Below are 14,773 nucleotides of genomic sequence, written 5' to 3'. Positions count from 1 at the left end.
ATACCATAAAATGAACATTTGTAAAATCATTTTTTCCAGCAGTACCCGCAAGGCCCCTATTTACCAAGACTTTCCACCGCTTTCAGCACGTTCTCAATCGTCTGTTCAATCCGGTATCCATCCTCACAGACAGTAATATCCGCATACTGTTCAAACAGCTTTGTCCTCTCATGATACAGGTCTTTAAAAGTCTGCCCTTCTCTTAAGACGACTCCTCTTTTCCTGGGACTCCGAATTCTTCTTTTTATTGTTTGATAGGAAGCCTTTAAATATACGACTGTTCCAATTTCTTTAAAATGCTGCATCGCCTCATGGCAGTAAACGACACTGCCTCCCGGTGAAATCACCGCATTTTTCACATTCACATCCCGGTTGACCTGATTTTCAATTTTCAGGAATCCGTCCTCGCCAACATCAGCAATAATCTCCCGCAGGAGCCGGCCTTCTTGTTCCTGGATCAGAAGATCCGTGTCAATAAAATGCATGCCCAGCCTCTTTGCAACAACAACACCGATGGTACTCTTGCCGACAGCAGGCATGCCTATAAAAATAAGATTACTTCTCATAAGTATTTCCACCTTGTTTTTATCCTGTTTTAATTATATATACTGCGACATTATATCACATTTTTTTCAATTAGTAAAATTTACGCTGACACCGGCGGTTATCGCATCTTCGTTTATACAATTCCTGATACAGCATGACATCAATCAAATCACGCAGCCAGTTACGGTTTCCGCCACCCTGGCCCGGCCTGTTCTGCGGCGGTCTGCCCGGTCTTCGCGGGCGTTCTTCCTGCTCCGGCCTGCCCGGCCTTGGCGGACGTCCCCCTTGCTCCGGCCTTGATGGGCGTCCGGGGAAACGTATTGCCTGATCCTCTACTTCGTTTTCTGGAAAAACATCCTCATATCCTTCCCCGTAGAAGGCCTTCTCATGCTTCCTCACATTATCATAAATCCGGTTTCCCATCATTCTCAGCTGCAGTTTATCCGGGTATTCATCATACATCATACTGCACTGGTACTCCATCCTGTCACACTCATCCTCCACATATGGAAGAACTTTTTTAGCCACCCCCGGGTAGAGGCTCTTCATATATTCATAGTCTCTGCGCTCAATCTTCTCATCATCATAAGCAAGCGGCATAGGATATGCCATGTAATACGGCAGTTTAGGGTTCATAATACACACTTCCATTTCAAGACATTATATGGTTAGTATATGCGAAAACCAAAAAACCGTTAATTGGGGACGTAATCTTTTTAAGGTTTACTACGTCCCCAATTAGCTTTTGTGGTGTACCTTTTTGGCTTTTGTGGTGTACCCAATCGGCTTTTCCCCACCAAAAAAACATCCGCCATGATTTCTCATAACGGATGTTTTTACAATTGTTCACTTTCTTAGGTCATGCATTCTTGTTTTTCTTTGTAGTGGTGTGCCTCTTCGAGCATCATGTCTTTCACCTTCATGAGACGGATCTGGGTACTTCTTTCGTTCTCATCGAGTTTCATCGTGATGTACTTGATGTTCTTTTCTGCCTCTGGAATGATTACATGTTCCAGGGCGTTTACACGTCTTCTTGTCTTTTCTATCTCTGCTGCCATCAGCTGGCAGGCCTTTTCGCATTCGGCAAGCCTGATCATATCCGGCAGGATGTCCGCCAGTGATTTTACCGCGCCGTCGAGGTCGCTGGACGTGAATGCGAATCCATAGGAGTAGATGTCGTTTTCATCTGCTGTCCTTGTTTTATAATCAAAGGTCGGTATATTAACGCTCATGACATTCTGTTCGCCGCAGGCTAAGTTGATCTCCTGCTTCGGTGCCATGAGGGCAGTATTCAGTGCCGCCTCTGACATGCCGGCTTTGGCAATGACAAAGTTCTTGTTGGCGGAAAGTATTCCTTTTTCCACCCGTAAACGCACTTCCATGTTTTCCCTTACCAGGTCCAGGTACTGGCGCATCAGCTCGTCTCGTTTATCTTTCAACAGCTTATGGCCCCTGATGGCTGTCATCCGCTTCTTCTTCAGGCGGGTCAGTTCCATTCGGGTCGGGTTCACTTGTGTGGATGCCAAATATACTCACCTCTCCTTCTGCAGTTATTCCTTTGCATCGTAATACTGATCCAGGAATTTATCATCGATACGCTTGAGCTCTGTTCTCGGCAGCATGGAGAGTAATTTCCATCCGATATCTAATGTTTCTTCAATTCCACGGTCTGTATTATATCCCTGGGATACATACTCCGCTTCGAATGCATCAGCAAATTTAGCATAGATCAGGTCAATATCTGTCAGTGCCGCTTCACCTAAGATTACCATCAGTTCCTTCGCGTCTTTACCACGCGCATACGCGGCAAAAAGCTGGTTCATTGTGTTGGAGTGGTCTGCACGTGTCTTGCCTTCACCGATACCTTTATCCTTCAGACGGGACAGGGACGGCAGTACGTCGATCGGCGGCGCAATACCTTTCCGGTAAAGATCACGGCTTAAGATGATCTGCCCTTCTGTGATGTACCCTGTCAGGTCAGGAATCGGGTGGGTCTTATCATCCTCAGGCATTGTCAGGATCGGTATCATGGTGATACTTCCTGTCTTGCCGTTCTGGCGTCCTGCTCTCTCATACAGAGAAGCAAGGTCCGTATACATATATCCTGGATAACCACGGCGTCCCGGTACTTCCTTACGTGCGGCGGATACCTCACGCAGGGCGTCTGCATAGTTCGTGATGTCTGTCAGAATAACAAGGACATGCATGTTCTTTTCAAATGCAAGATATTCCGCTGCCGTCAGCGCCATACGTGGTGTCGCAATACGCTCGATCGCAGGGTCATTCGCCAGATTGACAAACAGGACCGTTCTGTCGATTGCGCCTGTTTCTTTAAAACTTTCAATGAAGAAGTTTGATTCCTCAAATGTGATACCCATTGCAGCAAATACAACGGCGAAGTTCTCATCGGTTCCGCGGACCTTCGCCTGTCTTGCAATCTGTGCCGCAAGCTGGGCATGTGGAAGACCTGAAGCCGAGAAAATAGGCAGTTTCTGTCCACGTACAAGCGTATTCAGACCATCGATAGCGGATACACCTGTCTGGATAAACTCCTCAGGATAGCTTCTTGCCGCAGGATTCATAGGCAGGCCGTTGATATCCATACGGGCATCCGGAAGAATCTCCGGGCCTTCATCAATCGGACGTCCCAGACCGTCGAATACACGTCCAAGCATATCTTCCGATACACCGAGCTCCATGCTCCGTCCAAGGAAACGTACCTTACTATTTGACAGGTTGATACCTGTTGCACTTTCAAACAACTGTACCAGAGCGTCACTTCCGTTGATCTCCAGTACTTTGCACCGGCGGGTCTCGCCGCTTGCAAGTTCTATTTCTCCCAATTCATCATAGGAGACATTCTCTACGCCGCGCACCAACATCAGAGGGCCGGCTACTTCCTGTATAGTTCTATACTCTTTTGGCATTTAGAAGTCCTCCTTCCCTAATGAATTGGCAATCTCTACATGCAGTTCTTTCTTAACTTCCTCGTATACCTTATCCAGATCATCCTCCAGTGTATACTTGAAACGTCCGATCTGCTCGCGGACCGGCATGTTAATCAGCTTCTGGAGCGGTGCGCCTTCTGCGAGCGCCGCCACTGCCTTCTCATAGAATGCCATTACCAGTTTCATCATCATATGCTGCTTCTTCAGTGAGGTATAGGTATCCACCTCATGGAAGGAGTTCTGGTGCAGGAAGTCCTCACGGATAGAGCGTGCAGCTTCCATTTTCAAACGGTCGGTCGGAGACAGGGCGTCCATACCAACCATCTTAACGATTTCTTCCAATTCTGCCTCTTCCTGCAGAAGTGACATCATCTTCTGGCGGTTTTCCATCCAGTCAGGGGCAACCTGCGCGTTGAACCATTTTTCCATATCATCCAGATACAGAGAATAGCTGTTCAGCCAGTTGATTGCCGGGAAATGTCTCTTATATGCAAGTGCGGAATCCAGTCCCCAGAACACCTTTACGATACGAAGTGTCGCCTGGGATACCGGCTCAGAAATATCACCACCCGGAGGAGACACGGCTCCGATCGCTGAAAGCGCGCCCTCTCTTCCGTCTTTTCCAAGACAGATGACATGGCCGGCCCTCTCATAGAACTGTGCAAGGCGGCTTCCCAGATAAGCAGGGTAACCTTCCTCACCGGGCATCTCTTCCAGACGTCCAGACATCTCACGGAGCGCCTCTGCCCAGCGTGATGTTGAATCGGCCATCAGGGCCACGGAGAATCCCATGTCACGGAAATACTCCGCAATGGTAATTCCTGTATAAATAGATGCTTCACGGGCTGCAACAGGCATGTCAGAGGTATTGGCAATCAAAACCGTCCTCTCCATCAGTGACTGTCCTGTCTTCGGGTCCTTCAGTTCCGGGAACTCGTTCAGAACGTCCGTCATCTCGTTTCCACGCTCACCGCATCCGATATAAACAACGATATCTGCCTCCGCCCATTTTGCAAGCTGGTGCTGGATTACAGTCTTACCACTTCCGAAAGGTCCCGGAACTGCTGCCACACCGCCTTTTGCGATTGGGAAGAACGTATCAATAACACGCTGCCCGGTTACAAGCGGCATCTCCGGCGGCAGTTTCTTTGTATACGGACGGCCCTTACGAACCGGCCATTTCTGCATCAGGGTAAGTTCCTTATCCCCTTCAGTAGTCTCCACTACCGCGACTGTCTCTTCAACCGTAAACTCTCCTGATTTAATCTCTTTAATCGTTCCTTTGATACCATAAGGCACCATGATCTTCTGCTGTACAACGATCGTTTCCTGAACCGTACCGATAACGTCTCCGGCCTCTACTTCGTCCCCGACTGCTTTTACCGGAACAAATTCCCACTTCAGGTCCCTTTTCAGAGACGGGACCTCAACTCCACGTTTCAGATTGTTGCCGGAAATCTTCATGATATCATCCAGCGGTCTCTGGATACCGTCGTAGATACTTGAAATCAGGCCAGGCCCCAATTCTACAGACATAGGAACGTTCATTGACTCAACCGGTTCTCCCGGTCCAAGTCCTGATGTCTCCTCATATACCTGTATAGAAGCCTCGTCGCCATGTATCTCTATGATTTCGCCAATCAGTCTTTGATTACTTACACGAACCACGTCAAACATGTTCGCGTCGCGCATTCCCTCTGCAATAACGAGAGGTCCTGCAACTTTTTTAATTATGCCAGTACTCATTTCGACGAATTTACCTCCTTCTTGTGCTGCTTAAGTTTGATCATTCCTGTGAAAACAGGATATCTGATCCGACCGCCTGTTCCACGGTCTTTTTCACGCCTTCCACTCCCGCCCCGGTATTGCCGGATACTCCGGGTATCTGGATAATCGCCGGCAGAGTGCGTTCTTTATACATTTCTATTACATCGGTCAGCTGTGCAGCAATTGCTTCCGTAATATAGATCACCCCATACTTTCCTTCAGCAAGCTGTTTCAGCTTATCCTTCGCTTCCTCACGGCTCTGGACAGGGCAGATGCTTAAACCCAGTGTCGCAAAACCATATATGCTGTCATAATCGCCAAGCACTGCTATTTTATACATACATCTCCCTTATCCTTTCCCGGATCGCTTCATCCGGAAAATCATTCTGTTTTCCGGTCAGGATAATCCGAACTGTCTTTATTTCATTTTCTCTGGCAAGCACATATGCTACCAGAGGACCTACAGAAAACGAGTTGTATTTCTGCGGCCTGATCGTTTCCATCATGCGGTTATCACACCAGCGTTCGAATGCGGATGGAGAATCCTCCAGCGCCTGTGCACCTTCTGCATAGGTCGTGCCGAGCAGGTATTCACGGATTGCATCCATTCCCCCTGCCGCCGCTTTTGCAAGCTGGTCCACGTTAATGCTCTGGCAGGGCGCCATAGCACGCTTCATGAAATCCAGTGACTTTGCAGTCTTCTGGGAGCGTACCGCGATCTTGATATCAGCAATTGCCACTGTAGACTCGGCATAATTCCTGATGATCTCGTCCTCTGCCTTCTGCCCTGCCTCATAAATGGATTCCAGGGCCGCCCGATCCACGATCACATCGCAGAGCTGACCATCCCTTGTATGAAGCAGTGTCTCATAAGCTTCCTGTGCCGTCTCGCCCATTCTCCCGGGCAAACGGCTAAATTCCTTATTCTGCACGATCTGCAGCATCTCTTTCCCCGGAATGGCACAGTCATCATAGAAAATATTCTTATTCTCCATCTCCGTACACACTTCCTTGATTGCTGCTTTCAGATTGTGGTAAAGTTTCGGATAAGAAAGCACATCAAACACGGACAAGTCGGGAGCGACATCGTCAATGACTTCCCATGTCTTCTCCTCTTCCCTGGTGAGCATGTCAGAAGCGTCCATAGACCCTGTCCCGTCTCCCCAGCCCTTCTCGCTTAAAAACTGAAGACACTGCTCTTCATCCTGGCAGGCCATCAGCCTCTCGATATCGGTACTGGAAATCAAAGAGGTCTCCAAAGCACGTATACGCGCAACCGCGTAAGTATATTCTAAATCATTCAAAATATAAACCTCCTTGCTTTGACAACTTAGGTTCAGTCCTATCGAACCTTATGTTGTAAAGTACATCCTGTCGGCTTAGGTTCGGTTCTTTCGAACCTTAGCGACACGGATGTTTCCTTCCTCAAAATAATAATCCATGCACCTTATCGGATAACTCATCTCGTTTGGCATCAAACAATGCCTTTATCGTACAGTTTTCTTCAATCCCGCCATAAACCAGGATAAAACCGCCTTCCATCTCCTTTGACTCCTTCGCAAGGCTCAAAGCACCGCCTTTTTTCGCTGCAGCGCCCTGAATCTCAGCCTCGAATCCTGCCGGCATACGGCTTAAGTCACGGGCCGAAAAATAAATCACGCCGGACTCTCCCAGTACAAACTCATCCAGCATCCTGCGGATCATATCAAAATATGCCTCTGCATCCAGAGCCAGAATTCTGTTATATGCCTTGTTCAGCACATTCGCAATGACATCCTGCTTTGCCCGCAGGAGCATCTGTTTACGCTGCATCTCACAGGAAGACGCAACTCTCTGTGCATAATTAACGGCATCTCTTTCCGCCTTATCGGAGATTTTCTCAACCTGCGCTGCCGCCTCTGCTCTGGCAGCATCTAATATCTCTTCTGCCTTTGCCTTAGCCTGCGCAATATTCACTTCCGCTGAGTGGGCCGCCTCATCCAGGATCTGACTTTTCATATTTTCTAATCCACTCATTTATAAGCTCTCCCTTTCATTCTTTATACTACGTGGCCACAGAAACCTCCGGCCATCGTTATCCTGCTGCCTGATCTGTCCCGTAATTAAACCGGAATAGCTGAAACTGCGAGGAATGAGATAAGAAGTGCCAGAATCGCATAGGTCTCAACCATTGCAGGGAAAAGCATTGCTTTACCGAACTGGTCCGGCTTCTTAGCGATGATTCCGATTGCTGCTGCAGAAGTCTTGCCCTGTGACTTTCCGGAGATCAGGCCGACAATACCGATTGGGAGGCATGCTGCCAGGATCATAAGACCTGTCTGTACAGAAATATCCACAACTCCTCCTCCGAGAAGGCCGATCTTGGACAGTGTAACGAATCCGATGATCAATCCATAAAGACCCTGAGTACCCGGAAGCAGCTGCATAATCAATACTTTAGCAAACTTACTTGGATCCTCTGACATAACACCTGATGCAGCCTGACCTGCAATACCAACTCCGAGTGCTGAACCTGCTCCTGCAAGCAATACCGCAACCGCTGCGCCGAGAAGCGCATAAACAATACCTAACTGACTCATAAATTTGTTTCCTCCTTAATATCTGCATATTTTGTATTTTCTTTAAACGGGTTGAATGCGCGTCCGCCGCCTTCGTAGAACTTTCCAAAGAACTCTACAAACTGCAGACGGTTTGTGTGCACATATGCACCCAAAAGATTAATCGCTATATTGAACGTATGGCCTACTATGAAGGCAAATATGAATACAATCACACCAAATACGCTCTTACCGGCCATACTCCCCATCTGGTTGACAACGGAAGCGATAACGCCTGTCGCCAGTCCCAGGGCGAGAAGTCTTGAATATGAAAGTACATCGCTGAGCCATCCGCTGACATTATACAGATCATACGCTCCAAGCGCGAGCCGAAGCCCGATATTCTTCTTTGCCCTTCCTGACATCAGAAGGATGCCGGCGGCACCTGCTATTGCCAGTACTTTACCAAGTGTAACAGCCACCGGCGGGAATGTGATGGACATCTGTGCGATAGACGCAAACAGTTCACTCGGGACAAGCATGATCAGAAGTCCGATCAGAAGCATGAACCAAAGGACTACGTCACAGAAGAAATCCATGTACCTTTTGTCCCTTATGCACATGTAACCTTTGATGCCCAGTCCTACAAACAGATGGATCACACCAAACAGCATGGAATATATCAGCAGTCTCATAGGCTCATCCAGCGGAACAAACCATACGGCCGGGATTCCGACCTCGTGTCCGAAGAATGTCCTTGACACTACATTAATCACATCTCCAAAATATCCCCCGAACATGACTCCCCAGAACAGAGTGGAAAGGCCGCACCAGAAGAATAACTGAATCGATGTCTTCATGCCCTTTCCCATTCTCGGGAACTTCAATATCAGGACTCCGCATGCGATAGCAACAATTGCTCCGTATGCCGCATCTGAAAGCATTAAACCAAACAGAAAAACGTAGAAAAATGACATGATCGCTGTCGGGTCCATTTCTCCTTTTCCGGGGAGCCCGAACGCCTCGAGGATTCCCTCGGCGCTGGATGAGAACTTATTATTCTTCAGAAGCACAGGTGCTTCCTCATCTTCCTTAAGTTCTTCCACATCCACAACACAGTCATATTTGTCTGCCAGAGCCTTCTGTACCTTTGGAACTACTTTTGCAGGTACATATCCGCTGATCAGGAAAGTACGCTCCGACTGCGGCAGCTGCCCCAGTACTTCATACTTATCTGCACGGACACGGAAATAATCTGCCAGCAGTTTCAGTCCCTCACGGTTCGCCGCAAGGTCAGATACTTCTTTCTCGATTTCAGCGATTCTTCCCTTAATTTCAGAAATCTCCGCTTCCATCTCCTCTTTTGCCTTTGCCGGAATCTCGCCAATCATCTGGGACGGCTTTGCAAAACCTATGCTGCGCAGCGCCTCTTCAAGCTGCTGTGCATCATTCCTTAAGCAGAATACCGTCAGATAGGTGGTATCCTGTTCCGCCGAGATGATATGGAAATCTGCCTCAAGTTCCGGAGCCTGTGCCGCCAGCATGGCGTATACATTCTCCAGCGTCAGCATGCCGGGCATGGTTCCCGGAATCATAACGATGTGCTCTGTCCCCGGAAAATTCATGGGTACATCCAGTTTCAGCCAGGGCATCAGACTTTCAATGCTGTTCTCAATCTTCAGGATGTTGGCATGCTGTTCTGCCTTTTCCTTGTCCAGCGCCTGAATTCTCTTTGCCTTCTTCAAAAGCTCGTCCTTATCCTCGATAATGGACTGGTACTTTTTCTGATCGACAAGGTCTTTCCCCGCCAGCGATGACAGCATAGACTGCTTCACCGGTGCATACTGCTGCAGGATGTCCAGTGCCTGGTCAGCCGATGCGGCTGCCTTGTCAAAACTCATCCTGGCATTCCCTGTATCCATCCGGCGGAAGTGTTCGTCTTCCTCGAGCACATGGTTGATCTCCATAACGCCCATACTCTGTAGTTTCTCAAGAATGGCCTTTCGGTCTTTCTTCAATGCGCAGATACTCATTCGTTGCATCTGCAATACTGCCATAATACTATCCCTCCTTTATCCCGCTTTTCTCCTGCCGGTCGCTCAACACGCCATCCTTAAGCAAAGATGCCGGTACCGGCTCAGGTCTAAACCAGTTGTGATATCACGAGACTTACTGCCTCATCTTCCCTGGATGCTGCAGTTTCTTTTAATGTCCTGATCTCTTTCTCAACATCAGACATTGCTTTCTCTTGAGCTTGTGCACCTTGTTCTTTCGCATTCTCCATTATGGCATCTGCTTTCTTACGAACCTCCAGAATCTGTCCGGCTTTCAGATCTTCAGCCTGCTTGGACGCCTCTTCCAGTATTCCTTTACACTGTACTTCGGCATCTTTTACAATTGCCTCGGCCTTAGCCTCTGTCTCTCTAATCACCTGAATGGTTTCTTCTACCATATATTAGTCACCGCCTTTCTACGTACACAATTTTAGGATATCATACATCTTGTTGATAGTCTACAATGAAATATTGACTTTTTCTTTAGAAATTGTGCATAATTTTTGTATGGTCTGCCTAAAAATTTATGATATCTATTTATAATGCATCTGTTTCCGGTTTTATTATACCCAATTTTTGTAATTACATAATGCCCCGTGTCATCCACAGGGCATTTTATACTCCGTTTATAACTGCTCAGAACCATGAACAGTTACCTCCATTTACTTATTGCAGAACACTTTCCACTCAGGTCATGATAATTAACCCAGTTTTTCCCTCAGCATGGCAGCCGCATTTTTTACAAGCTGTTCCATTTCCTCCGGGGATGCATCCTGGCTGATATCCCTCCACACTTTGATGTCGCGGCCCACTTCACCGCCCATTTTAATAAAAGGCTCCATGACTACCGCTCCCTGATAATGAATTTCTTTCAGTGCACCGGTGATCTCATCCCACGGCATTCTGCCGTTTCTTGCCGGAGGCCTGCGGTTGGACTCTCCCACATGGAAATGGCCGAGCCTGCCGCCGACAAGCCTGATTGCGTCTGCGAAACTGTCTTCTTCTATATTCATGTGGTAGGTGTCAAGCAGGATCTTGCAGTTGGGACTATCCACCATGTCCACATATGCCATTGCCTCTTTCGCCGTATTTACCAGTGAAGACTCGTAGCGGTTTACGACTTCCACTGCAAATGTAATTCCAAGCGCCCCGGCCGCCTTCATGATCTCTTTTACAGAGTTCACACTGCGTTGGATTACAGCGCTTTTATCAACAACACCCGTAGTAAAAGGCTGGTTCCATGCCCCGATATCTACACCGGAATACATGTTGGCACCCATTTCACTCATAATTTTAAATGTATCCAGGGTAAACTTAATCCCTCTGTTCCTGACATTTTCATCTTCACTTGCCAGATCCTGGTCTGCCCCAAGTCCCACCGAAAATGTGAGTGTGATGCCGTTTTCCTTTGCCGTTTCTGCGATCGCGTCCCGCTCCTTCTTCGTCAGTGCAAGCAGAGGCGCGGGGGCAACTTCCAGTATATCCAGCCCGATCCGCTTAATCTGCCCGATCTGCCTGATAAAGTCAGTGTTCCAGTCTGTATTAAAGTATCCGAAGTGAATTCCTATTTTATTCATTGTATTTCGCCTCTCTTAAAATTTCAGATATCATTGATTATCTTCTCAGTTCTTTTTTCAGGTCACGGATCGTCGTATGTTCATCTATATAGATCGTTTCAATCCCCATTGCCTCCCCCCAGCCGCCAAGCTGGTCAGCCGTGAGATCGTATGTCATGACTGTATGATGTGCCCCTCCGGTCATGAGCCATGCCTCCAGCCCGGTCTCAAAATCCGGTTTCGGAGTCCAGAACGCGGTTGCTACCGGGAGGTTAGGCATAGGTTTTTCTGTTTTTTTGCAGGTAACATCATTAATGACCAGCCTGAAATTATCTCCCATATCAATCAGTGAGGCTGCAATGGCGTCTCCTTCTTTTGCGGTAAACACCAGCCTCGCCGGATCTTCCCGTGCACCGAGCACGAGTGGGTTTACCCGGATACTGACCGGGCCATCCGCGATGGAGGGACAAATTTCCAGCATATGTGTCTCCAGAATCCCCTGTCTGCCCGAGACAAGATTATATGTATAGTCCTCCATGAAGGATGTTCCTTTTGCATCTGCCATCCCCGCCGTCATCAGCTTGACGAGCCTAAGGAGCGCCGCAGTCTTCCAGTCCCCCTCAGCTGCAAATCCATAGCCTTTTGCCATCAGCCTCTGCATAGCCAGACCCGGCAGCTGTTTTAAGCTGCCTAAATCCCCAAAGTGGGTTACGACTGCCTGATAGTCCTTCTCCTTCATAAACCGTTCAATTCCAAGCTCTATCTGTGCCTGCACCTCCACATGGCGGCGGAATTCTGAAGGATCCCTTCTATCTAATATGATGCCATATGTTTCATAATACTCATCCGTGAGTGCATTCACATCGGACTGGGATACCGCGCTTACAGCTTCGGCAGCCTCGTTGACCGGATAAGTGTCTACCTCCCATCCGAACCGTATCTGCGCATCCACTTTGTCGCCTTCTGTATCTGCCACATTTCTCATGTTATCCGAAAGCCTGAGTACTCTGAGATGGCTGCTCTCGATAATCCCCGCTGCCGTGCGCATCCAGCCGCCTATCTTTTTCTGTACAGATTCCGCACTCCAGTGTCCTGCCACGATCTTATGTTCCAGCCCCATCCTTGCAAGCATGTAGGCAAATTCCCTGTCGCCGTGGGCGGACTGGTTGATATTGATAAAATCCATGTCCAGCGTATCATAAGGGATTTCCTCATTAAACTGCGTGTGCAGATGTAAAAGCGGTTTTCTCAATTCTTTCAGTCCTAAAATCCATGATTTCGCCGGTGAAAACATATGCATCCACGCGATAATGCCTGCACACTCTTCATCCTCATTCGCCTCGTGAAAAGTCTTCCTGATTGTCGGATTCGATATCAGTGTCGGTTTCAGGACAATCTCAAACGGTACCAGTCCGGAACGGTTCAATTCGTCTACAATGATCCTGCTGTGTTCCGTAACGACCTGTATCTCGGCATCCCCATACAGGTCAACGGAACCGGGGCAGAACCAGAATTTATAATTTCGCTGTAATTCCATCTTTTCGCCTTTCTATTTCTTTTTTATCGCTTCTTTCACCCGCTCTGCAATCTTCTCAGGTGTAAAGCCAAATCGTTCTCTTAAGTACGCCTCGGAACCGACCTCACCAAACTCGTCTCTCGTACCGATACGTTCTACAACCGTCGGACAGTGCTCCCCTAAATACTCTGCAACCGCCGAACCAAGCCCGCCGTACACAGAATGATTTTCTGCTGTTACGATAGCGCCGGTCTCTTTTGCACATTTCAATACTAATTCTTCATCGAGCGGCTTCACGGTAAACATATCCACAACTGTAGCATCAATACCTTCTGCCGCCAGAAGCTCTGCCGCCTGAAGCGCAATCGTCACCAGCCGTCCGCAGGCAATAATGGAAGCATCTTTTCCTTCCCTGAGTACAATGCCCTTTCCAATCTCAAATTCTGCGTCTTCATCATAGACAGCTATATTATCCGCAAGCGGTGTTCTGTAATAAGAGATTCCTTTCATATTGATGGTCCTGCCCAGAAGCTTGTTAAACTGTACACCGTCAGCGATATCAAAAATCCGGCAGTCCGGAACCGTCCGCATCATCGCGATATCTTCAAATGCCATATGTGTCCCGCCCCAGTATGTCTGCTTATATCCCGGTTCACTGCCGATGATATTGAGCGTTTTTTTCGCATAGGCACCGGATAAAAATATCTGGTCGAACCCCCTGCGCGTCACAAAGGAAGCAAAACTGTGGATGACCGGTTTCAGTCCCATCACAGACATTGCAGCCGCTGTGCCGATCATGTTTCCTTCGGCAATTCCGCACCTGAGTACCCGGTCCGGATATTTGGCAGCCAGATCCCAGAGTCCCGCACCGAATGCAAACATAAGGTCAGCATCAAGGTACACAACATCCGGATCGTTTTCCAGCATATTTTCTAAGTTCTCAAGAAACTGTTCTGTAATTGCTTTTTTTTCATATTCACCGTTATAAATTGTTTTCGCCATTATATGTACCTCCTCACAGACTGGCCTTTACTTCTTCAAGTTCTGCCAGACACTTATCTGCCAGTTCCCTGTCGACAGGAATCATATGGTTGAACACCATTTCCTCTATGCACTTCACACCGCTGCCCTTCGTGCCGTCAAGTACGATCATGGCCGGCTTGTCCCCCTGGTTCTCCCTGACATTTGAAAAGGCGTCCCGGATCGCTTCCGGGTCATTCCCTTTTACTGTCAGTGCATACCATCCGAAAGAACGGAATTTATCTTCTATGTCAAGAAGGGACATGCATTCATCCGTGGTCCCGTCTATCTGTTTCTTATTCCAGTCCACGATGCCGACCAGATTGTTAAGCTTATACTGGTGTGCATACATAGCGGCCTCCCAGATCTGGCCCTCCTGTATCTCACCGTCTCCCATGAGGCAGTATATCCGGTTGGGCAGTTTCTTCAGTTTCGCTCCCTGGGCCAGTCCGTTTGCAAGGGAGAGTCCCTGTCCAAGGGAACCCGTGGATGCATCAATACCCGGTGTGCGAAGCCTGTCACAGTGGCTGGGAAGTCTCGTACCACCCTCGCAGAGTGTATCCAGCCAGTCTATCGGGAAATATCCCTTCAAAGCTAATGCCGCAAATACCGCGGGGCCCGCATGGCCCTTCGATACAACAAGCATATCGCGGTCTTTCTTCCCGGGATCCTTTGGATCAATTTTCATCTCCCCGTTATATAGCACAGCCAGTACATCAGCGATGGAAAGACAGCCGCCTATGTGCCCAAACCCTCTTTTTTCGAGGCATTTTACTGTTGCAATCCTGACTTCATTTGCAAATGCTTTCAGTTCTTTTCCTGTCATATC

Annotated in this window: 15 protein-coding genes; all 15 read right to left on the bottom strand. The window is 48.2% G+C overall.

All coding sequences use genetic code 11. The annotated features are described in order from the left end of the window. Positions 1-56: 56 nt before the first annotated feature. On the bottom strand, positions 57-566 hold the full coding sequence (locus ABIN22_RS12930; protein WP_346909130.1) for a shikimate kinase: 510 nt from the start codon (positions 564-566) through the stop codon (positions 57-59). A 70-nt stretch (positions 567-636) separates the two neighbouring features. After that, positions 637-1,182, bottom strand: coding sequence for a hypothetical protein (locus ABIN22_RS12925; protein WP_346909128.1), 546 nt, complete (start codon positions 1,180-1,182; stop codon positions 637-639). A gap of 218 nt (positions 1,183-1,400) precedes the next feature. Next, positions 1,401-2,072, bottom strand: coding sequence for a V-type ATP synthase subunit D (locus ABIN22_RS12920; RefSeq protein WP_109732468.1), 672 nt, complete (start codon positions 2,070-2,072; stop codon positions 1,401-1,403). Between the two features lie 24 nt (positions 2,073-2,096). Further along, on the bottom strand, positions 2,097-3,473 hold the full coding sequence (locus ABIN22_RS12915) for a V-type ATP synthase subunit B (protein WP_109732469.1): 1,377 nt from the start codon (positions 3,471-3,473) through the stop codon (positions 2,097-2,099). Next, on the bottom strand, positions 3,474-5,240 hold the full coding sequence (locus tag ABIN22_RS12910) for a V-type ATP synthase subunit A (protein ID WP_109732470.1): 1,767 nt from the start codon (positions 5,238-5,240) through the stop codon (positions 3,474-3,476). Positions 5,241-5,280: 40 nt separating this feature from the next. After that, positions 5,281-5,601 carry a V-type ATP synthase subunit F gene (locus ABIN22_RS12905; protein ID WP_109732471.1) on the bottom strand — a complete coding sequence of 107 codons (321 nt, stop codon included), beginning with the start codon at positions 5,599-5,601 and terminating at the stop codon, positions 5,281-5,283. After that, the gene (locus tag ABIN22_RS12900) at positions 5,594-6,565 is read right to left on the bottom strand and encodes a V0D/AC39 family V-type ATPase subunit (RefSeq protein WP_346909126.1); all 972 of its coding nucleotides are present in this window, start codon (positions 6,563-6,565) and stop codon (positions 5,594-5,596) included. The genes ABIN22_RS12905 and ABIN22_RS12900 overlap by 8 nt, the downstream gene beginning before the upstream one ends. 121 nt (positions 6,566-6,686) lie before the next feature. Then, a complete protein-coding gene (locus ABIN22_RS12895; protein ID WP_346909124.1) occupies positions 6,687-7,277 on the bottom strand; it encodes a V-type ATP synthase subunit E in 591 nt (196 codons plus the stop codon). Between the two features lie 86 nt (positions 7,278-7,363). Further along, positions 7,364-7,840 (bottom strand): V-type ATP synthase subunit K, encoded by a 477-nt coding sequence (locus ABIN22_RS12890; RefSeq protein WP_109732474.1) that lies wholly within the window; start codon positions 7,838-7,840, stop codon positions 7,364-7,366. Further along, on the bottom strand, positions 7,837-9,855 hold the full coding sequence (locus tag ABIN22_RS12885) for a V-type ATP synthase subunit I (RefSeq protein WP_346909122.1): 2,019 nt from the start codon (positions 9,853-9,855) through the stop codon (positions 7,837-7,839). The genes ABIN22_RS12890 and ABIN22_RS12885 overlap by 4 nt, the downstream gene beginning before the upstream one ends. 86 nt (positions 9,856-9,941) lie before the next feature. Then, on the bottom strand, positions 9,942-10,250 hold the full coding sequence (locus ABIN22_RS12880; RefSeq protein WP_118621586.1) for an ATPase: 309 nt from the start codon (positions 10,248-10,250) through the stop codon (positions 9,942-9,944). Between the two features lie 303 nt (positions 10,251-10,553). Beyond that, a complete protein-coding gene (locus ABIN22_RS12875; RefSeq protein ID WP_346909120.1) occupies positions 10,554-11,429 on the bottom strand; it encodes a D-psicose 3-epimerase in 876 nt (291 codons plus the stop codon). A 37-nt stretch (positions 11,430-11,466) separates the two neighbouring features. Beyond that, positions 11,467-12,945: an L-arabinose isomerase gene (gene araA, locus ABIN22_RS12870; protein WP_346909118.1), complete on the bottom strand. Its 1,479-nt coding sequence runs from the start codon at positions 12,943-12,945 to the stop codon at positions 11,467-11,469. 12 nt (positions 12,946-12,957) lie between these two features. Next, a complete protein-coding gene (locus ABIN22_RS12865; RefSeq protein WP_118621589.1) occupies positions 12,958-13,926 on the bottom strand; it encodes a transketolase family protein in 969 nt (322 codons plus the stop codon). A 13-nt stretch (positions 13,927-13,939) separates the two neighbouring features. Then, complete coding sequence (locus ABIN22_RS12860; protein ID WP_346909116.1) at positions 13,940-14,770, bottom strand: transketolase; 831 nt, start codon at positions 14,768-14,770, stop codon at positions 13,940-13,942. Positions 14,771-14,773: the final 3 nt, after the last annotated feature.

This window comes from Faecalicatena orotica (assembly GCF_905197545.1).
In the GTDB taxonomy this organism is placed as follows: Bacteria; Bacillota; Clostridia; order Lachnospirales; family Lachnospiraceae; genus Faecalicatena_A; species Faecalicatena_A orotica.
The sequence above is the reverse complement of the archived record's forward strand: the minus strand, read 5'-3'. Positions and strand labels throughout refer to the sequence as shown.